General features: G+C 72.3%; 9 protein-coding genes. 5 read left to right on the top strand and 4 right to left on the bottom strand.

Going from position 1 to position 21,717, the window contains the following annotated elements:
- The first annotated feature begins 197 nt into the window (after positions 1-197).
- From AOK00_RS23130 to AOK00_RS23145, 4 genes are all read left to right on the top strand, one after another.
- Positions 198-1,859: an FAD-dependent oxidoreductase gene (locus AOK00_RS23130; RefSeq protein WP_055602216.1), complete on the top strand. Its 1,662-nt coding sequence runs from the start codon at positions 198-200 to the stop codon at positions 1,857-1,859.
- Positions 1,860-2,107: 248 nt separating this feature from the next.
- Positions 2,108-2,611: a hypothetical protein gene (locus tag AOK00_RS23135; protein WP_055602217.1), complete on the top strand. Its 504-nt coding sequence runs from the start codon at positions 2,108-2,110 to the stop codon at positions 2,609-2,611.
- 90 nt (positions 2,612-2,701) lie between these two features.
- Positions 2,702-3,373, top strand: a complete 672-nt coding sequence (locus AOK00_RS23140; protein ID WP_107097453.1) for a class F sortase — start codon at positions 2,702-2,704, stop codon at positions 3,371-3,373.
- A 180-nt stretch (positions 3,374-3,553) separates the two neighbouring features.
- The gene (locus tag AOK00_RS23145; protein WP_055602226.1) at positions 3,554-5,077 is read left to right on the top strand and encodes an MFS transporter; all 1,524 of its coding nucleotides are present in this window, start codon (positions 3,554-3,556) and stop codon (positions 5,075-5,077) included.
- Between the two features lie 168 nt (positions 5,078-5,245).
- Here AOK00_RS23145 and AOK00_RS23150 read toward each other — a convergent pair whose 3' ends face one another.
- Positions 5,246-14,548 (bottom strand): hypothetical protein, encoded by a 9,303-nt coding sequence (locus tag AOK00_RS23150; protein WP_055602218.1) that lies wholly within the window; start codon positions 14,546-14,548, stop codon positions 5,246-5,248.
- A gap of 215 nt (positions 14,549-14,763) precedes the next feature.
- Positions 14,764-17,325, bottom strand: coding sequence for a CHAT domain-containing protein (locus AOK00_RS23155; RefSeq protein ID WP_055602219.1), 2,562 nt, complete (start codon positions 17,323-17,325; stop codon positions 14,764-14,766).
- A gap of 67 nt (positions 17,326-17,392) precedes the next feature.
- Here AOK00_RS23155 and AOK00_RS23160 point away from each other — a divergent pair, with 67 nt between their 5' ends.
- The gene (locus AOK00_RS23160) at positions 17,393-19,522 is read left to right on the top strand and encodes a CHAT domain-containing protein (RefSeq protein ID WP_055602220.1); all 2,130 of its coding nucleotides are present in this window, start codon (positions 17,393-17,395) and stop codon (positions 19,520-19,522) included.
- 27 nt (positions 19,523-19,549) lie between these two features.
- Here AOK00_RS23160 and AOK00_RS23165 read toward each other — a convergent pair whose 3' ends face one another.
- Both AOK00_RS23165 and AOK00_RS23170 read right to left on the bottom strand, forming a co-directional pair.
- Positions 19,550-19,969, bottom strand: a complete 420-nt coding sequence (locus AOK00_RS23165) for a hypothetical protein (protein ID WP_159041831.1) — start codon at positions 19,967-19,969, stop codon at positions 19,550-19,552.
- A 117-nt stretch (positions 19,970-20,086) separates the two neighbouring features.
- On the bottom strand, positions 20,087-21,517 hold the full coding sequence (locus AOK00_RS23170) for a DUF2252 domain-containing protein (protein ID WP_055602222.1): 1,431 nt from the start codon (positions 21,515-21,517) through the stop codon (positions 20,087-20,089).
- Positions 21,518-21,717: the final 200 nt, after the last annotated feature.

Here is a 21,717-nt window from a genome sequence, read left to right on the forward strand (position 1 = left end):
AACGACCCGCGTGACCGAAGCGCCGCGGTCGTGATGTGTCGATCGTTGACAGGAGCACCGACAGCGCGCGAGCCCGAAGAAGCGGACGAGTGAACCGCGTGTCATCCGGGTGCCTCCGGCACGCGGACCCTTCCCCGAAGGGCATGAATCTGCATCCCATCCCCGACCCGCGTCGCAGACGACGCCGGAGACGAACAATGAACCGAATCGACGTGGCCGGCGAAGCAGCCGGTCATCGCACGCCCGTACTCATCGTCGGCGGCTCGCTGGTGGGCCTGTCCACCTCGCTGTTCCTGGGGCGTCTCGGAGTGCCGCACATCCTGGTCGAGCGCCATTCGGGCACCTCGATCCACCCGCGCGGCCGTGGCAACAACGTGCGGACGATGGAGCTGTTCCGCGGAGCGGGGGTCGACCGGCCCATCCAGGAGGCCGCGTCGGTCCTGGCGCCCAACAACGGCATCCTGCAGACGCCGAGCCTGGTGGGCGATGCCGGCGAGTGGCTGTTCAAGGAGATCGACCCCGGCGGCGGGCTGGCCCGCTTCAGCCCCGCCGGGTGGTGCCTGTGCAGCCAGAACGATCTCGAACCGGTGCTGCGCGAGCGCGCCGGCGAGCTGGGCGGGGATCTGCGGTTCTCGACGGAGCTGATGTCCTTCGAGCAGGACGCCGAAGGAGTGACGGCGCAGGTCAAGAGTCGCGACAGCGGCGAGCACACCACCATCCGCGCGGACTATCTCGTCGCGGCGGACGGACCGCGCAGCCCCGTTCGCGAGCGGCTCGGCATCGGGCAGAACGGTCAGGGCGACCTGTTCCACAACGTGAGCGTCACCTTCGTCTCCCGCGGTCTCGCGGACGTCGTCGGCGACCGGCACTTCATCGTCTGCTACCTGACGAACCCGGAGGCCGACGGGGCCCTGCTGCCGGTCGACAACCGGGAGCGCTGGGTGTTCCACGCTCCCTGGCACCCCGAACACGGCGAGACGCTGGAGGAGTTCACCGACGAGCGATGCAGGGAACACATCCGGCGGGCCGTGGGAGTGCCGGACCTCGATGTCGAGATCACGGGCAGAGCTCCCTGGCACGCGGCCGAGAGGATCGCCGAACGGTACGCGGACGGCCGGGTGTTCCTCGTCGGCGACTCCGCCCACGAGATGCCGCCCACCGGGGCCTTCGGCTCCAACACCGGTATCCAGGACGCGCACAACCTCGCCTGGAAGCTCTCCGCCGTACTGGGCGGCTGGGCCGGCCCCGACCTGCTCACGTCCTACGACGCGGAGCGCCGCCCGGTCGCGGAGGTGACGAGCGCCCGTGCCGCGGCGCGGTCGGTCGAGCACAGCCACCCCGGGTACGTCCCCGTCCCCGGACCCGGCGGCCCCAAGGGGCGCAAGGGCGGCATCCTCAACGAGGTGCTCGGCTACCGCTATCCGCAGGGCGCCGTCCTGGGCGCCGACCGGACGCAGCCGGTCGTGTCCGACGGACTGCGCCTCACGGGCGAACCCGGAAGCCGGGCACCCCACGTGTGGCTGAACCGCGCCGGTACCCGGGTCTCCACCCTCGACCTGTACGAGCGGTCCCTGGTCCTCCTGAGTTCCGAGGACGGTGCCGGCGGGTGGCACACCGCGGCGGCACGCGTCGGACAGCAGTCGGCGGTGCCGCTGGACTCGTACCGGATCGGCGACGGCCCCGACGCGGAGCTCTCTCCCGCGAGCGACACCGACTGGGCGGAGGCCCACGGCGTCACCAGGGACGGCGCGGTGCTGGTCCGCCCCGACGGGTTCGTCGCGTGGCGGTCCGAAGGAGCGGCGGCGGATCCCGTAGCCGAGCTGCGGCAAGCCCTCACGTCGATCCTGGGCCTGGGCTGACCGCCTCCGCTTCGGACCTCTGACCCATTCGCGCGCAGGACGCAATTCGTTCCTGAGCGCCGCTCGGGCCGCCGTGACCTGCGGCGATGATCACCGGCAGGACCGGTCAAGCCTCCGGCCGGGGGACATCACGCGCGATCCTCGCGTTGCGGCGGTCAGCGGTCGGGGATCTTCTCGTGCACGGAGCACAGCACAGGCGCCGCGCGGCCCAGCCGGCCAGGAAAGCTCCGCCGAAGGAGAGAAGAAGCATGCGTCTCGCACGTACGGGTATCCAGGTCGCCCTGGTCCTGAGCGCCCTAGCCCTGTCCGCACCCTCCGCCGTCGCCGCGCCCGTCGGCGACGTCCGGGTCAATCCGGGGAAGGCGGCCCCCGGCACCACCGTCACCGTCAGCACCACCGCCTGCGGCAAGGAGACCTACGGCAAGGGTGAGTCGGAGGCGGGCGGGAAGTTCCACCTCCTGCCGGGTGACCGGAAGGGCGTCCTGGTGGGCCGGTTCACACTCCCGCTGGACGCCCGCTCCGGCACGGACACCGTGACCCTCAAGTGCCCGCCCCGCATCAAGCAGACCGTCACCTACCAGATCTCCGGCCGGCCGAACGGCGCCGTGGAAGCGGGCTTCGGATGGGCGGCCGGCGCGCACGAGGACGGCGGCGGCAGCCCGTACGCCCTCGGCGCGTTGCTCCTCGGCGGCGCCGCCGCGGGCGTCCTGGTCAGGACGCGCCGCCGCGCCGCCGCCAAGGCCTCGGTCTGAGCCCACGCCTTCACGCTCCATGACCCACGGTCAGGGCCCCGGATCCGCTCCCGGATCCGGGGCCCGTCCTTCAGCGGAGGCACGACCCGCATGAGTAACGGCTCCGGTCCGAAGCCCGACGGAGCGCCGTCCCGGCGTGTTCCCTCGGTCAGCGCACTCGTCTGCACGACGCTCGTCGGGATCGTCCTGCTCGCCCACGTACCGGACGGTGACGGCTCGCGGCCGCCGACGACGGCGCAGGCCGCACCGCTGCTCGCCCGGCCCGCCGCCGGACCTCCCAGGGACCGCCCGGGACCCCGGCCGCTGCCCGCGTCAGACGCGTCGCGGATCAGGATTCCGGCCATCGGGATCGACGTCTCCCTCATCCCCCTGGAGTTGGACGGCGCCGGAGCACTGCGCCCCCCGCCCGCGTCGGCCCCGACCGTGGCCGGCTGGTACGCCGACGGCACCGCCCCCGGGGCGCCGGGTACGGCCGTCGTGGCGGGACACGTGGACACCCCGGTCGGCCCCGCCGTCTTCCACCGGCTCGGCACCCTCTCGCGGGGCGCCGGGATCGAGATCGACCGCGAGGACGGGCGTACGGCCCTCTTCACCGTCGACGCGGTGGAGGTCCATCCCAAGGACCGCTTCCCCGACGACAAGGTCTACGGCGGTACGGGCCGCCCCGAGCTGCGGCTGATCACCTGCGGCGGCGACTGGTCCCGCGACACCGGCTACCGGGCCAACACGGTGGTCTACGCGACCCTGACGGGGACGAGATGACGCCGAGCACTGATACGCGCCCCGACGCCAGGGGTGCTCCTTCTGCGCCCGCGCGGCATGCGCGACACCGCGTTCGGGCTCAGACTGAGCAGAGTGAGCAGCCGGACAGAGCCTGATCCGCAGCCGCGCCCCGCACAGCACGAGGGCGCGCTCCCGAACCAGACGGTGGCACTCGCGGCGATGATGTTCGCGGTGGCGATGACCTTCATCGACCAGACCATCGTCTCCATCGCCGCCCCCGACATCGTGCGCGAACTGGGACTCTCCAGCTCGGGCATGCAGTGGGTGGTCAACGCCTACCTCCTCGCCCTCGCCGCGTTCTTCGCCCTCGGCGGCCGCCTGGCCGACCTGTACGGGCCACGGCGCATCGTCGTGATCGGCACCCTCGTCTTCGTCATCGCGTCGGTCCTCTGCGGGTGCGTCCCCTCCGGCGACTACGCCCAGCCCTGGCTCATCACCTTCCGGGCCGTACAGGGGCTCGGCGCGGCGCTGCTCTTCCCGGCCGCGCTGGCCGTGGTCGTGGCGGTGTTCCCCGCCGAACGGCGGGGCAGGGCCCTCGCCCTGTTCTTCGGGATCTCCGGAGCGCTGACCGCCGTCGGCCCGCTGCTCGGCGGCTGGCTCACGTCCTCGTGGACCTGGCGCGCCGTCTTCTGGGTCAACGTGCCGGTCGCGGTCGTCGCCCTGATCCTCACCGCCCTCGCGCACATCGCGGACCGACCGCGCCCCGGGACCCTCGACGTGCCCGGCGCCGCCCTCGTCGCCGCCGGCATGGGCCTGAGCGTCCTCGGCTTCCAGCAGGCGTGGTCATGGGGATGGGGGAGCTGGGCGACCTGGCTGTGCGTCGTCGGCGGCCTCGCGATCCTGTACGTGTTCGTACGGTACGAACGCGGCCTCCGCCACCCGCTGATCGACCTGCGGGTCTTCCAGGACAAGGCGTTCAGGGTGGACTCGGCCGTCCTGTTCTTCGCGATGCTCGCGTTCGTGCCCGTGTTCTTCTTCTCCTCCGTCTACGCCCAGGTGTCCCTCAGCGCCTCTCCCAACCAGGCGGCGCTCTTCCTCCTGTACTTCTTCGTCGGCTTCGCCCTCGCCTCCCAGTGGGGCGGCCGGATCCTCGACAAACGGGGTGCGCGCCCCGCGCTGAAAGCGGGAACGATCCTGGGCGCGGTCGGCTTCGCCCTGTGGGCCAACGAACTCACCAACCTGTCCATGCACGACCAATGGCCGTACGTGGCCCTCGCGGGCGCGGGAATCGGCTTCATCCTGGCCCCCGCGTCGACGGACGCGGTCAACCGGGCCATCGGCACCTCCTACGGCGAGGTCACCGGCATCACACAGACCGTCCGCAACTACGCGGCGAGCGTCGGCATGGCCGTGTTCGGCACCCTGCTGTCCCGGGCCATGACGGAGAACGTGACGGACACGCTCCAGGCACGGGGCATCGCACCCGCCACCGCTGACCAGGTCGCACGCGGCATCACCGACTCCGTCTCCGGCCACGGCGACGCCACCCCGCCGACCGGCACCGGCCAGGTGGCCGAAGCCACCCGCGACGCCATGTCGTCCATCCAGATGGACTTCGCCCAGGCCAACCAGTGGGTCTTCTACGGCATGGCCGTGGCCCTCGCTCTCGGCTTCCTGTGCGCCGTCCGCCACCCGGGCGACCGCGCCGCCCCCAAGGACCCGGACCCGGCACCTCCGGAGTGACCGGACCGAAGGGGCGCCGATACGCGGGGGAGGAGCGGCGTGCAGGGAACCGCCGCCCCGGCAGGCCCGTCACCGGTCAGCCGACCGGGCCGGGGGACCGCCTTCCGCCGCTTCCCCTCCGGCCCGGCACCGTGGCTCGACGCGCGAGGGGGCGCGAGGCCCCGCCGCTCATCGCTGTACGAGGTGCGCGGCAGCCTCCGTGAGCAGTGCCTCCCCGTAACGTGCGCCTGGTTCCCGCAGTGGTACGTGGGCCGGCAGGAGCGTGATCGGCAGACCGGTCGGCACCACCGCCTGGAAGACCGACTGGAGCACCAGGTACTGCTCCCGTGTCGGCTCCCATCGCGGTGCCGCCGACCCGGCCGGCGGAGTGAGGCTCACGCTGAGGCGTGCCAGCCGGTGCAGCAGTGGGGCGTCCCGCACCAGATGCTCCGCGGAGGGGAGCCGGCCCACCGCCGCGAGCAGCGCCCTCGCCACCCGGCCGGCTTCGCTCTGCGGCAGTCCCACGGGGCGTTCCATGACGGCCCGCGCGAACTCCTCGACGGATGCCACCTGCCCGAAGGACAGCTCCCGGGCCAGATAGAGCGACCGGAGCCTGCGCCAGTCGCCGTCCAGCACATGGCGCTCCGGCCGGGTCAGCCACTCGGTCACGAGAGCCTCCGTGTGCAGCGAGCACACCGCCCGGTCCCCGACGCGGGCCAGCAGGAAGGCCTGCCAGCCGTGCGGCAGCCGAGCGACGCCCTGCGGCAGCATGGCCCCTATCCGGCAAGCGGCCAGTACCGGAGCAAGGTCGACGGCCGCGTCCTCCTGGAGCACGATCGGCCTGCCGACATCGGAGCAGAGCCACTCCGCCACCGCGGCCGCCGCCGTCCGCTGCGCCTCTGCGTGTTCCTCGCCGGACGAATGCTCCAGCGCGCCGAGCGCCCAGATCACCTTGCGTCCCACGGAGTTCCCGGCCGGCTGCGGCTCGCCCTCGATTCCCGCCCGATAGGCGTTCCGGTACTTGCCGAACCAGTTGGGAACCAGGTCCTTGACGGGCTTCGGACGCTCGGCGATCGTCCGGAGCGACAGCTTCTTGAGCCGCTCGCACATCCATTCCGGCAGGTCGACGACTGTCCGGCGGAAACCCGGTTCCACCAGCTGGACCATGCCCCGGTCCGCGATCCGCTCGAGCCGGGCGACTTCGGCCATCATGTCGTCGCCGGGCCCGCGCACCGTGCGACCCGTCGCGTACTGAGCCAACAGGCCGAGCGGCGCGACGGACACGAGCAGCGGGTTCGGGGAGTGCTTGCCGACGGCGGCCGCCTCACCGACCACGGTCACGCGGACCAGCTGGCCGGCAGTCAGGTTCTCGTACTCCCGAACGACCAGCGGGTGGTGGACGAGGCTGACCCGGCAGCGGTCGCGGCGCAGCACGGTCAGTTGCCGCGCGGCGCGCAGTCGCGCGGCGAGCAGCTCGCCGGGCACGCCCGTGGTCCACGCCGCGTCCCGTGCCGGGAGCCAGCAGAGCGCCTGACTGCGCTCGTCCCGGCAGAGGACGCCGAGGCAGTCACCGTCCGGACCGTCGACGGCGAACAACGCCTGGACGACCGTCTCGTCGAGCCCGGCCCCATCGGTCGGCAGCCCGCTCCGCAGTGTCCTCGTCGACTTGTCCCAGTGCAGCCGGAGCAGCCGCCGGTCCGCCACGAGCGCGCTCGCCGCCGCTGCCGTCGCCTCCGGCGGCAGCCCGGGCAGCAACGTCTCCACGTGCACCCGCACCAGCGCCGCACCGTTGCGCATCACGACAAAGCCGTTCCCGAGGTCGGCCACCGGCCGGGCCAGCACCGTGCCGTCCGGCCACACGCCCCCCGGCTGGTGCCTGCGGGAAACCGTGACGACCGGCTCAGGCCCGTCGCCGACGGCCTCGACCGTCACGGGCAGCACGCCCAGCTGCCGCAGGACGGCGCTGCCCGTCACGGCCGCCGCGGCCAGGTCGTCCCGGAGCCACTGCGTGAGGAACCAGTGGTCCTTGGCGAGCGGTGCCAGCTCCACCCGGGCCTGCCGCAGCCCGGCCACCCGCAGACCACCGCCGGCCGGGTCCGCCGCGACGAGCACCACATCGCCCGCCCGCACGGAGCCGGCCGTCGCAGGGGTCACGTCGTTGGCCTGGTCCAGCCACACGCTGCTGCCGACGGGGCACCGCGCGATCAGCTCCCGCTCCGCGGGATAGGGGAACGCCGCCTCGCCCTCGCCGAGGTAGAGGGCCCCGGCCACATCGTCCGCGTGGGTGACGGGGAGCAGAACCCGGGACCTGCCCCGTGGCCGCAAGGAGCCCCGCAGCCCGGGCCGCCAGTCCTCCAGCACCAGGTGCCCGCACTCGTTCACGCCTCCGTCGACCTGTCCGTAGAGCAGGTCTCCCGGGGCGAAACGCGACCAGTCGAGGTCGGCCAGCGACTGTCCGTCGGAGAAGCGGACGAGCTCACCGCGGACCTCGGCGATACGGCCAGGCGTCAGTTCCAGCCAGACACTCCTCTTCTCCGTCCTGGCCACCGTCCAGTGCGTGCGTCGCCCGCCCGAGAGATCCTGGAAGGTCTCCTCCAGCAGCTCGGTCGCCGGGAAGCCGTGCTGGCGCAGGGAGGCCGATTCGTGCCGGAGGGTCCAGCCTTCCCCCTTCAGCGAGAAGAAGACCGGCTCGGCGACGGCACGGGCGACCGCCGGCAGGCCACGCCGGTAGGGCTTGTCGCCGTTCGTCGGCCACGTCTGGGTGCGGGAGTCGTGATAGCGCCAGCCCCCGGTCTCACACGCCTCCGCGATCTGGCGCGCGGGAGCGTCCCGGAAGGACAGTTGTGCCCAGGCGACGGGACGGGCGGCGACGGGCTGCGGCCCGGTGGCGACACCGACGGGCCGCACCAGCACGCCCTCCGTGGGCGCGTCGGCGTCGAACTCGAGGATCCCGGCGCGCGGGTCGTCCATGCGAACCAGTTGGGTCTGCGCTCTCGGCAGTGTCCGGCGCGTCACCCCGGCGATCTTGGGGTGATCCGTGTACAGCAGGGCCGCTCCCATTCCCCGTTGGGCCGTGGCGTTGAGACCAGGGAGCCCGGCAACGGTGAAGCGCCCGTAGGAGTCCGCGTCCCGGATGGCCTCGGCGCTCTTGAGACTGTCCTTGGGGAACACCACCGCGGGCCGGGGGTTGTCGTCGAGGTAGCTGATGTCGGCGGGGATCGCCTGGTGGACGCGGATGACCTCGGCCACGTCCAGGGTCAGCCGAACCACGGACCCGGGGACGATGCCGTCCGTCCCCCGCAGTCCGGAGAGGTCGAAGACGACGCCCGGCCGCAGCTCGATCTGCACGCCGTCGGAGTCGACCACACCGAAGCACCCTTGCGGCCTGCGCCGCAGATAGCTGCGCAGGGTCTCGGTGCTCCGTGCCGGCGGCGACTTCGTGGACCCGTGCCACTGGTTGGCCGGCTGACCCGGGGCCTCGTTGTGGTTCCCGAGGCGTACGAGCATGCGCGCCCGACCCCGGTACGCGCCGAGGCCCTCGGTCTTCGCAGCGCGGCGGAGGCAGCTCTCGCGGTGTGAGAAGTCCCGCCGGGGCACGACCACCGCGAGCGGGGCGCCATCCTGATGAAGTGCCTCGGGAAGGCCGAAACGCAGCAAGTAGTCGTTGTGCGTCTCGTGGATGATCCCCGCCTCCAGATAGAGCCGGTCGTGCCTGCGAAGCCCCGACCCCCCGTCGGCCGTGGCGTACGGAGCGACGGTGGCGAAGCGCAGCGCCCGGTGCTGCCGGCCGATCGGCTCGGGAACGAGTCGGCCGAGCACGAGCCGGCGCTGCGAGCCCGACTCCAGGGACGCCAGCAGTGCCAGGGCGTCCCGCTCCTCGATACGGGCGCTCACCGGCTGTTCCTTGGCGTGCGTGTCCTCCTCCGCGCCGCGGCCGAGCTCCCGTGTGCGGGTGAGGACACGGTGCACGGTGACCCGACCGCGGTCCTTGTCCACGATCGCCTCAAGAAGGTGCACGACGTTCGCCGCCGTCGCCTCCGTACGGACCTGCCACTCCACACCCTTGGAGATGTCGGCCAGATCGATGAGCACCCTGATTCCGCCAGGAACCGCGTCCTCGTCGGCGGAGAAGGTCATCGCGTTGACACGGTCGCCGTGGAAGAGGGCGAGGCCATCGGGATCCAGAGGCTCCCCGCCGACCACGAGCGCCTCGACAGGGATGTCCACGAACCATCCGTAGCCGAACTCGAAACGGGCGGCGAGGCCGGCGTCGCCCTCCTCGATCCCCACGTAGTACAGCTTCCCCCGCGTGTGTCGCGGTTCGCGGAAGTCGCAGCGGCGCCCGTCCGGTGCCGCGTACGGGGCGAACGTCGTCATGAACTCGGAGATCGACAGAGGCGCGGCCCGCAAGCACGACGCCGCGTATCCGGCACCTTTCGGCACCGGCGCGGCCCGCACCAGATCGGTCGGGTAGTTCCGGCCGCCCACCCAGGCCCGCGGCTCGTCGAGCAGGTCCAGCCACGGCCGGTACACGCCCTCGGAATCCGGAGCCTCGCAGACGGTCAGCGCAAGGCGGTCGTCATCGGTGAGCCGGCCGGTGAGTGCGAGACCGGGCAGTTCGAGGAGCTGCTGCCAGGCGGCCGTGGGGTCCTGCTCCTGCCGGGGCTGCGGGGTCTCCGACGACCGAGCGGTGCCGACGGGCGACAGATCGAACCTCCGCCGTACGCGCACGTAACGGGTGTCGTCCAGACCCGCGGGCCCCGATGGCGCGGGAGTCCTGACGTCCCACACCTCCACAAGCTCCTGCTCGACATGAACAGGACGGAAATCGTTGGCCAGCTCGATACCGGTGGTGTGGCCGACACGGTAGGTGCCCTCGTGCTGGACCACGACCGGAAACGAGCCGTCGTTCCTCGTTCTGCCGCCCCGCCGGGCACCGGCCCGGCCGCTCGTCTCGGAGTCGTCGTCCATCGGAGCAGTCGCCAGACGGGGCGGCCCGGAGGTGTCCTGGCGGACGAGGAGCAGGGTGCCGTCCTGGCCGCGGGTGTGCCCGACAGCCTTCCAACCCGGTCCCGGCGCCTCCGCCCGCTCCCACAGCGCCTCCAGGTGCAGCAGGCGTCGCTGCACGTGGAACACCCACCCGTCGGGCGTCGGTTCCCCGATGAGGTGGTCACCCACCGACGGCGCCTCGAAGTCCAGGCACCCCACCGGCAGCACGGCCACCGCGATGTGCGCGCCCAGGTCGAACCAGGCGCGCACATGACCGCCCTCCTTCGTCCGGGCGACGACCATGCCGCCGAGCGCCGGCACGTCCAGGAGCGTCGGGTCGCACGACGAAACGCAGTGGCTCGCCAGCTGCGTCGCCGTCAGGGCCGTGGTGGGCTCGCGGCGCTGGTCCGCGTACGGCTGCACGACATAGTCCTTGGTGACGACGGCCCGGCGCGGAGACGTGCGGGAAAGCGACGGGAAGTGGCCGCTCAGCGTGAGCGACTCGGTGGTGATCCGCCCCTGCAAACCCTCCTTCGTGGCCGCTCTGTTCACCGCGGTGAAGGCCTTCCGCGTGGCCCAGACGAGGTCGACGACCGTGTGGACCGGTACCTGCGCGAACCAGGCGTACAGCTCGGGAGTCGGCTTCTCCTCGCGGATGCCCTCCTCCTCGAAGGGCTGCACGGTCACCAGTGGCCGGCGTGCGGCCTCGTCGTCCCAGGACTCGACGCTGCACACCACGTGCGCGGTCCTGGGGGTGGCTCCGGAGAAGTCTGCCCTGACCCAACGGGGGAAGCCCTCGACGGCGGGCACGTCGATCCGCCATTCCGGCTGCCCGGCGGCGTCGGTCCGCAGGAACGCCTCCTCGTGGGCGGGCCGGTCCCTCGTCTGCTCCTCGTCCTCCTCCCCGGCCGCGTCGCGGGGGCCGTTCACGTGGTCGAAGATCCCGAGCCACTGCACGTTGCGCCGGTCGAACGGCCGCTCGGACGAGAGGTGGAGCCGGTTCTCCCCGGGCCGGAACTCGGCGTGGAGGATCAGCCCGGCCGGCGCGGCCAGGCACTCCTCCTCCACACGCGGCCAGTCTTCGGGGTCCCACGCGGAGGGTCCGAGGACGTAGCAGTGCCCGGGCTCGGTGACGAACCGCCGGGCCGTGCCGAACCCGGACCTTTCGGTGGCGAGCCCGGACAGCACCAGGCGCACCTGTGTCGCCCCGCCCCCGTCCGCGGTGCCGGCCGCGACGGCCAGCTCCGGCAAACCGGCGTCGACGGGTACCCAGTGATTGAGCTCCTGGTGCCATCGGACCAGGGTCTCCGAGGGCTGAGCGGTCGTGCCTCCGTCGGCGAAGGCCCGTGAGAGGTCGGGGTCCCACCGGCGGCGGGCGAGGACGTCCTTCTCCCCGTTCCCACGGGGATACGCGTCGGTGGCCGCGCCGTTGACGGTCAGCGTGAACCAGGGGTATTCGCCCGTGCGGGCAAGTTCCGCCTCGCGTACCTCTCCGTCCCGCTGAGGAAGCGGTGCGAGACGGGTGACGGTCCAGGACCGCGGGTCGTCGGGGGCGGCGAGCCGTACCGCCACCGGCTCACCGAGCTCCCAGTTCCTCGTCTCGTGCGCCTCCAGGCGGCACTGTACGAGCTGGCCGAGGCCGCAATTGACCAGAAGGGTGGGCTGCTTGCCGCGCCGGGGTGGCGAGGACACGAAGCCGAGCACGTAGGCGCCCTGTTCATGGGGGCCGGGGCCGACGTGGAACATGTCATGCACGTACGGTCGCCCCGACCGCGACACCCCGACGCTGCTGTTCTCGCTCCGCCGGTACTCGACGATCTCCCCGGCGTGCCGGTCCTGGACGACCGCCTCGACGAACCGGCGGTCCCCGTCGGATCGCCCCGACGGCTGCCGGGACGCCGGATAGAGGGCGGGCCGCTGCGTGCGGTTCCACAGGGAGGACATCACCTCGTCGAGCGTGATCCCCTGCCCCTTGAGCTCCTCCGCCGCTGTCGCCCGCAGGAACCGGACCAGCGCCGCCTCGGTGCCCCGGCCGGAGACGTGACTGAGGTACCTCGACCACGGGCTCCCGTGCGTCACGACCGGAAGGTTCCCGCCCCACTTGTGGTAGAGCGCCTGCACCGTCCGCACCCGGAGCCGGTTCGCCATCTCCGGCGGCAGCCCGTGGGCGGTCAGCTCCTCGAACAGCCGGTCGTAGTAGAACTGCGCGGCACCACTCAGGTCGACGATCACGTCCACCACGTGCTCGAGGACCTGCATCAGCCGCTCCTGTGAACCGGCGCTGCCGGTCGGCGAGCGGAACATGTCGAACATCCGGGCACGCACGTATCGCGGCAGGTGTGCCGGCACGTTGAGGGACGTGACCAGGCCGCTCCATTCGGAGACCCAGTCCTGGAACGCGCCCTCGTCACCGAGCTCGGGCCGCCCGAGGAGCGCCGCGAGCCGCAGCGTCCTGACCGTGACCGGGGTGATGGCGTACTTGTCGGTCTCCGTGAGGAACTCGGTCACGCCCTGAGCCATCTCCCGCCACTCCTCGACGGAGAAGGAGTCGCGGCTCGGGTCGACGGGGCCGCTGAGGGCGAGCCCGCCGGGAGCCAGGCTCGTGAGGAGCGTCCCGTCGCTCGTCCGAGGTCCCTCCGGCGTCCAGTCCCAGCGCAGCACGTCGTAACGCGAATGCGCGTGGAGGTCGCGATGCAGCTGGGTCGCGCGGACCGCCCTCGCGGAGTGCCGGAGCGTCTCCCGCTCCCGGATCAGCGACAGCAGGGTGTCGGCCGGAGGCAGGTCACCGGTGAACCACCGCCCGCCGGCCTCGGTCCGGTGCGGCCCGGTGCCTCCCGCCGACGCCTCCTGCGCCCAGTACAGGGCCACGCCACGCGCGCCCCAGTCCGGCAACGGGGGATAGGGAGGGCTGCTCGGCGCAGCGGGGAGCCCGGCCACCACCCGCACGATCTCGGCCGGGTGGACGCCGCCGCGCGCACCCTTGCCGATCGAGTCGGCGGTGCTCGCGGCGTGCAGGAGAAGGGAGGAGAGGTGGCCGGCGAACAGCTGGGCCTGGTGCGGCTTGCCGTGGACGATCTCCATGAGCGTGCCGAACGTCCGGTACAGGGTGTCGCGCACATGGACGAGCAGCAGCAGGAGATGGTCCCGGTGCCCGCTCGCGTCCTCCTCCGCCGTCCGGCCGGCCTCGTCCGGGACGGCGCGGGTCAGCAGCCGGGCGGCGATGAGTCCCGCGCCGAGCAGGCGCACCAGCTGTTCGGGCTGATCGCCCCAGAGCCTCGGCGCAGGCGCCTGAGCCGCTGGGGGAGCCGACCCGGGCCGGTTGCGCGCCGTCTTGGGCGGGGACGGCGGAGTGTGGTGGAGGAGCCAGGGCGACCACAGCCACGCCGCCGTGCCCGCGTCGGTCTCCCCGGCCGGACCGGTCGTGAACAGGGGTGTGGGGCTCTGGCCCGCGGGGTGGCGCAGGGACAACAGCCGGTAGGTGTGCCGGAGGACGACGTCGTACGAGCGGTAGGGCAGCGTCACGGCGAGGCTCGCGGGGGCTCGGGTCCGCCCGCCCGGCTCACCGGTGCGTCCGCCCGGGTCGGGCGATCGCCACCACCGCGTCAGTCGTTCCACGGTCTGCTGCGGAGCGCACTCGGCCGCGACGGACCACAGAGTCGACTGCCAGAGTACCGACGGCATGGCCGACTCCCGGGCGGACCCCACCCCGCCGAGTCGCCGGTACGCCGAATCCCGCGCCTCGCAGTCCGCCGGCGGCGGCAGCAGGCCGTCGTCGGTCCACGTCCGCAGCCAGCCGTAGAGGGACTCCGCGGTCAACGCCTCGTGCTCCAGGGCATCCAGGATGCCCACCGCACGAGAGGGATCCGGTCCCGCCTTCGCGCCGGACAGCGCGAAGGTGACCCGGGCCGCGGTCGCCAACAGGTCGGGCTCCATGTCGAACGCCCCACGCGACACCACCGCGAGGGCTGTCCGAATCCTGTCGGTGGCTTCCGGCCGCACCATCGCGATCGTCTCGGCCGCCTGCAGCAGAGCCAGCCTGCCGTGGCGGCCGCTGAGCGCGTCCTCTGCCAGGGACGGGCGTTCGTCGAGGAGTTCACCGACGGCGCGCGCGTCACGGCCGGCCAGGAACCGGGCGATCACCAGAGCTGTCGTCGGGGCCAGTTGCTCGACGAGATCGTGGTACGGGGCGATGGAGGTGTCCGCCTCGGTCGTGCTCTCGCCTGCGTCGTCGAGGAGTTCGCCCAGTGCCGCCACCGCCTGCGCGACCTCCGGGCCGGCGGACGCCCGCAAGGCGGCCCCGAGACGGGCCCGCAGCTGCTCCGGGGCCACGGACGCGATGCTCCGGTAGTAGGCCGCCGCCCGTGCGCCCACCTCGGTCACCCCCGCGAACCGACGCTGCGCGGTGAGGACGTGGGGAAGGGCGTAGAGCGCGGTCGCCGTCCCGGCCCGGGCGAGGCTCTCCACCGCCGTGCAGACGATCTCCTCGGACCGCTCCGTCTCCACCGGCTCCTGAAGAGCGGCCAGGAGATCGAGATGTATCGCGGCAGTTTGCGGGGGCAGCCCCAACGCAGCGCAGAAATACCAGTGTTCGAGCATAGGCGTCCCCTTGCCTGCGGTTCCCGGCCGCGCTGCCGGGAGGAAAGAGCGAGTGGACCAGGATACGAAGGGAGCCGGTCGGATGAACGGATTCTCGCCAACTGGCCTTGGAGGCAGCGGCGTCAGCCGCCGACCTGTGTCCGGGGCAGCGGGGGAACCAGGGCTTGCCGGTACGCGGTGAGCTGGACCTCCAGCTCCCTGTCGAACCCCTCCGAGCCGGGTCCGGTCGCCGGAGCGAGCCCGAGAACGCGGCGCGGAGCCTCGCCCAGGCCGTACAGCCAGCGGGCGGTCGCCTCGGTCAGCGGGCGTCTGGCCAGCAACGCCCATGTCCCGTGCCACCTGCCGGTGGGATCCAGCCGCCCCAGGTCGACGCTGTCGAGTAGCCCCGCACGGTCCAGCGCGACAGCGACGTCGGGACGGGCGAGATCCCTGCCGAGGAGCGCGGCCGGCACCCGTTCCGCCGCCGCGACGGCTTCGACGACCTCCGGGGGTGCTTCGGCGCGCCACTCCTCGAAGGCGTCGGTGTCCGCGTGCCCGGCTCGCAGCAGCCCCAGGACGACCGTGCCCACGAGCTCGCGTCCCCGGTCCAGCGGACCGACCTCGTCCGGGAACGGCAGGTGCTCTCCGGCGGCCCGCAGCCACCGGTCCAGGTCCTCGTCGCGGCGGGCCGCCAACTGGAGCGACAGGCCCCGTGCCGGCCGCGAACGCGCGGACGCGTAGGCCTCCAGCAACGGGCGGTACAGCGCCGGCCAGTAGTGCCGGACGACATCGAGGGCACCCCGCTCCCCCTGAGGACCGCCCCACGACGCCTCCGCGTTGAGTTCCTCGACGACGGTCCGGGGGTCGACGCCGAAGAAGGGCCCCGGCCGACCCGACTCGTCCGCGTCCCGGACCCATGCGAGGAGTTCGCCCGCTCCCCGGCCCGAGGCGCCGGTATCCGTGTTCGCCATCAGCAGGCGGCGCGGCCGTGGGGCCGTGCCGGACGGCGCGGCCGAGGACACGGGGGTCCGGAGCAGGTACTCGTCCAGGCCGAGCGCACGCGCCAGCTCCTCGGCGGAGTCCCGCACCCGCACGGGGTCCTCGTCCCCGATCTGCAGGACGACCACCTGCAGGTCCCAGCCGAACCGGTACAGCTGGTCGAGCTCCTGGCGGAAGCCGTCGTGGGGGACGGCGGTGCCGTCGAGGCGCAGCACGAGTCCGACGCCTCGGTCGGCGCCCGGCGCGGGCTGTTCGTACGCGGGCGAGACGCGGGCCCGGAGCTCCGACTCCGTCCGGGGCAGCCGGTCGGCCCCCACCTCGTAGACGTACCACCGGCGTAGTGCCTCGTGGACGTGGCCCGCCGCGTTGCGGGCCCGTACCAGCAGCCGTTCCGCATCCAGCATGAGCCGGGGCAGGTCGTCGGCCGTGGGATCGGACAGGACGTCGAGCACGGGCGGCTCCGTGAGGCACCACCGGGCATCCAGGTGCACCCGGTGCCGTTCGTCCGGTTCGGACACCAGGACGCCGTCTCCGACGGGCAGACGGTGGGCCACGGGCGCCCGCCGCGTCTCCCGCAGCTCGGGAAGCAGCTCGACGGCGAGATCCCGGACGCCGTGCCGGGTGAAGAGCACCGGCACGGCGGCGGCTCCGTCGAGGCGCGCCCGGCCGGCCAGCAGCGCGCGGTCGATCTCCTCTCCTCGGGTCAGGGCCGAGAAGAAGGAGCCGGCGAACTTCTCGGCCTGACCATGACTCATCTTGCCCATCACCGCGACGACATGGGGCACCCCGGCTCTCACGAGCCGCCGCGCCGCGGACTGGTCGGGCTCCTCCCCGTTCTTCGAGACCGCCGAGTCACAGGCCATGAGCACGGCGAGCCGGACGTCGGCCTGCAGCAGCCAGCCGGCCAGCGTGTCCACGTCCAGCCACGCCGGACCATCACCGGCGTCCGTGCCCACCACGAGCCCGGAGGCCACGTGGTGACCGCCGAAGTAGAAGACCTGTGTCCCCTCGGACAGAGCCTGCCGGAGCGCCCCGGGTGTCGCCGGGGCGTCCACGACGCGCGCCGAGAGCCGCGAGCCCCGCACCGCATGCCGGACGAGCAGCCCGTCGGCGTTGACCAGTGCCTCCGGAGGGGGCTCGGGCACCGTCAGCGGCTCCTCGAAGCCGGGGACGGCGACCTCGCCGTGGACCGCGGTCGCGTCCGCGATCGTCACCCTCCCGACGGTGACGGGGGTCGTCGTGGGCACCGGGGCCGTGGTGTCGACGTCACGGACGAGCGTGAACGAGGGATGGACGCCCAGCGGGCAGCCGCCGTCCGCCAGTGGTGCCGAGGGCTCCGCGGCCCAGGCGCGCCATTCCGCGTCCGAGGCTTTCGCGGAGGGGACGGTCACCGCTTCCCAGCGCAGGCCGGCCAAGTCGCGGGAGCCGTCGTCGGGCGTCAGCAGCCGGACCCGTGCGTACCGCCCGCCCATCTGCTCCATGCGGTGCGCGAGGTGCCTGCGGACCGGTGGTGGCAGGAGAGCCTTCGTCAACATCCGGGTCACCCCGGGTCCCACGGGATCCGCCCACGGCACGAACATCCCGTTGCTCACGCGGGCCGGTGGCGCGGTCTCGTGGACGGGAACGCCGCGGTCGTCGAGGACGACCGCGGTGACGTCCTCGCCCTGCCACGACAGCCGAATGACGATGTCCTGATCCCGGTCCAACGTTGGCCCCCGTCCCTTCGATTGCCCCAGAATGCCATCACCAGGCGGAGGCGAAGGGTGATCAGGCATGGAGACGGGGGACTCGGTGACGTACGGATGGGCACCGCGGTGTGAGGACGAGCGGCTGCTGAGAGCCCTGCGGGACTCCGACCTCTGGCACTCGGACATGCTGGAGGAGAAGGCCCGCGCCGGCTGGCTCGCGCTGCTGAACGACCCGGACCTCAGCGGCGACGAGTTCGCTGCGGCGTTCGACAAGGTGTACGGCGACTTCACGGGGGCCATCGAGACATGGGACCTCTTCCTGCAACGGGACCAGGAGGGCCTGCGCGGCGTGCCCGTGGGCGCGGTGCCGGACGGTCGGCACGGCGAACCCGTGCGTCATGACGAGGAAGCGCGGGACGTCGATACCGTGACGGACGGCGCTCCCGAGTGCGACGTCACGGAGCGCTTCCTCAACGTCGTGGTCGTCTGGCCTCTCTCACGGGTGGTCGTCCCCTCCGACCGCTGTCTCGCCTCCGGACGGACGTACGAACTCCGGGTGGACATCGGGGGCTTGGCGCCCGAGAGCCTCCTCGCGGCGCAGGCCGAGGCGTTCCCCGCCAACAACCTCGACCACGCGGACGACGACGGCGACTGGCTCCAGGTCACCGTCGTCAGCGACGACCTGCTCCTCCCCGCCGCGCGGCACTGGCTCTTCCTGCCCCGCGAGGGGGCCGCCTGGGTCTGCCACTGCCCGCCGGGAGGCCGGCACACGTGCGAGGAGGGGCACCGCGGCCGGTACCTCCACATCCCGTTCGTCGCTCCGGAGGAGCCGGGCCCGGCTCGGCTGCGGATGTTCGTCTCGTACCGGGGCAACCAGCTGCAGTCGGTCACCCTGACCACGTCCGTCGCCGCCGACGAGGGACCGGGAGGAGCCACCACGGCGGCGGTCGACTACACGTTGACCTCGGGCTTCGCAGCGCTGAGCGAGCTGCCCCGGCGCTCCGCGGCGGTCCGGGTGGGGCGACAGGGCGGTGCCATGACCATCGACGTCACCTCCGGCGACGGGCCGCTTGCCACGTTCTGGCTCAGCGAACACCAGGTGGTCACCACGCTGCGACAAGCACGGGCCGAACTCTTCGCCTGTCATGCCGAGTCCCGCGTCGAGGGCGGGGAGTCGCGGCTGGTGAACCTTCTCGACGAGAACTACGGCAAGGACTTCTCCGAACTGCTCCGGGACATGACGAGGCTCGCGCGGCTCGGCTGGACGCTCTACCAGATGGTCGCGCGCAGCCGCCCGGAACGGGATGCCCTGCGCAACGTGCTGCGAGAGCCCGCCGAGATCCAGGTGTGCCGGACCGAGCTGAACGACCTCGTCTTCCCGTGGGCCCTGCTGTACGACAACGCGGTGGAGAGCGACGCCACGCTGGAACCGTGCGTCGTGGGATGGGAGCGAGTGCGACAGGACCCCACGGCCCGTTCCTGTCCCGGGGGCGCCGTGCATCCGCTCAACACGCTGTGTCCGTATGGATTCTGGGGCTTCCGGCACATCATCGAGCAGCCTCCGTCGGTTCGAAGGGGACGCCGGATTCGCCTGCGGGCGGGCCGTGCGGGAACCAGGCCCTCCCTCACCGTGGCACGGAGTCATCAACTCGCCGACGATGTGACGACCCGCCACATGGCCGCCCTGCGGGCGAGCTTCGCGGAACTGCGTGTCTGTGATCGGAAGCAAGCACTCCGGGAGTCCCTGACGGACGCCCCCGGAGACTGTCTCTACTTCTACGGCCATGGACGCCGCCCTCAGGCCGGGGAGGTGTCGACCCCGACCGTCCTGGAGATCGGCGGTACGGACCGGATCCTGCCCGAGGACCTGAACGCCTGGGGCGAGGACCCGGGTTGGGACGGCTGGGAGCAGGTCGCGCCGTTGGTCTTCCTCAACGGCTGTCACACGGCCGACCACGACGCCAGGTCCTGGCTGCCGTTCGTGACCGCCTTCGCCGGACTGCAGGCCGCCGGAGTCGTCGGTACGGAGATCACCGTGGAACAGGGGCTGGCCGGCAGGTTCGCCGAGCGGTTCTGGGAGCTCCTCCTTGCCGGCCGCGACGTGGGGTCCGCCCTGCACCAGGTGCGGATGGAGCTTCTGGCGCAGGGGAACGTCCTGGGGCTCGCCTATACGGCCTACTGTTCGGCCGCCTTGCGGCTGAGCTTCGCCTCCTGACGGACCGCGCGTCGGAGCGTGGGCGCGTCAGAGGTCGCCCATCCAGGTCGAACTGCGCTGCTCTGCGCCGACTCGGTCCGTCGTCCCGGCGGGTGTCGCCTCCACCGCCTGGGTCGCCTGCGCGGGGATCTGCGCCTTCTCGCGCTTGGCCTGGGCCTTCCGCTCCGATCGGTCGACCAGGAGTCCGACGACGAAGTAGGCGAAGAAACCGACGAACAGGCCGATGCCGTAGCAGGCGAACAGGTCCGGCTCCGCGAACTGTGTGTTGATGACCGCGCCGCCGCCCAGTGCCGCGATCACCGTGATGAGATCGGTGATCCTCGGTGCGTTCGCGGCCCGTCGCAGTGTCCGGTAGGCAATCCAGCCGATGACCGCGCCGAATGCACCGGCACCCCAGAGGCTGAGCATCGAAACCTGCACTTCCGTTCCTTCCGGTCGTCCCGTCACCCGTGTGACTGTCGGCGTAAACGTACCGCCCGTGACACCGGTCACGTCACGTCGCTGAGGAACCGGGTGGCCCCTGGCCCGCGTTGGGGCAAGGGGCGGACCAGGCCCCTTCCCGGGTCAGGTCGTCGGCAGTTCCTCCGCGGGCAGCCGGCCCGCGGCTACGGCGTCGACGAGGGCCTGGTGGTCGCGTTCGTTCTGGTCGGCGTAGGCCTCCGCGAACGTGGCGAGTGCCCGGTCGAAGGAGTCGCCGCTGCCCAGGTACGCGGCGATCGCGATCCGGTCCCCGGACCGCGCGTGCGCGCGGGCCAGCGTGATCCCGCACACGTCGCCGAAGGCGCGCATGCGCCTCGGGTTCATCGTCTCGGGGAGGGCGATGCCCTTCCAGTCGCGCAGTTGGCGGACGTAGAAGTCGCGCTTCCTGCCGTCGATGCCGTCCACCCGCTCCCAGCCGAGGAAGATGTCGCTGGTGGCCTGCATGAGCCGCTGGCCGGAGACCACCCGTTCGCCCTGGTTGCGGTACGTGCTCGCGCCGACGTGCGCCGCGAGCACGGAGGTGTCCGCCTCCTTGGCCTGGAGGAAGAGCGGGTCCTGGTCGTCCCGGCCGAGGAGCAGGAAGATCCAGCAGCGGGTACCGACGCTGCCGACGCCGACCACCTTGCGGGCGACATCCGCCAGGCGGTAGTCCGACAGGAGTGTGCGCCGGTCGGACGACAGGGTGTGGCCGTACCGCTCGATCAACCCCCGGAACTGGCGCTCCAGCGCGCTGCGCTCGGCGTCCGGCAGCAGGTCGCCGACGGGGACGAGCAGCGGGGGATCGGCCGCGATCCTGGGCCGGCCGTCGACCGTCTCGGTGAGCTTGTCGAAGGCCTGCAGGCTGTCGCGGCCGCGGGCCTTCTCCATGGCGCGGGCCAGGTTCTTCCGGCCGCGCTTGTGCAGCCGGTCCGTGGCCAGGGACTCGAGGCGGTCTTCGTCGATCTTCGCGTACCAGACGTCCAGGGTGCGCATGGCCGCGAAGCCGATCATCGCCTCGCGGTACGAACGGACCGTGCGCCGGACGATGCGGTCGCGCTCGGCGTCGTCGAAGCCGTTCGCCCGGGCAGCGATGACGAAGCTCGCCGACAGCCGCTTGACGTCCCATTCCCAGGGGCCCGGCAGCGTCTCGTCGAAGTCGTTGATGTCGAACATCAGGCGTCGTTCCGGCGAGGCGAGGAGACGGAAGTTGAGCATGTGGGCGTCCCCGCACAGCTGGGCCGTGAATCCCGACCGCGGGGTGGCAGCCAGATCGGAGGCCATGATCGCGGCGGCGCCCCGGTAGAAGCGGAACGGGGACTCCGTCATGCGGCCGTAGCGGATGGGAACGAGCTCGGGCACACGTGTCGCGGACTGCGCCTCCAGGATCGTCAGCGGGTCCGGCCGGTCAGGAGACGGCTCGTACACTGCATGGCCTGATCGCGGCGAGCGGCGCCGGGCCTCCTTGCCGAGGGCCGCGCGCTCCGCGGGCGTGGCATGGGGTGCCGCACGCAACGCCGCGGTCGACTTCTGGGGCATCGAAGACCCTCCTTGCCCGGCCCTGCCCACGACGGGCGCCGGCTGATCGAGTCACTTCCACTCTCGACCAGCCTGGTCCGTTGCGCACCTCAGGGCACGTGCGACGTCTGCTGGCGATGAGCGATGAGCGATGAGCGATGGGCGATGGGCGATGGGCGATGGGCGATGGGCGATGGGCGATGGGCGGTGGGCGAGGGGCG

The organism is Streptomyces aureus (assembly GCF_001418135.1).
Taxonomy (GTDB): domain Bacteria; phylum Actinomycetota; class Actinomycetes; order Streptomycetales; family Streptomycetaceae; genus Streptomyces; species Streptomyces aureus_A.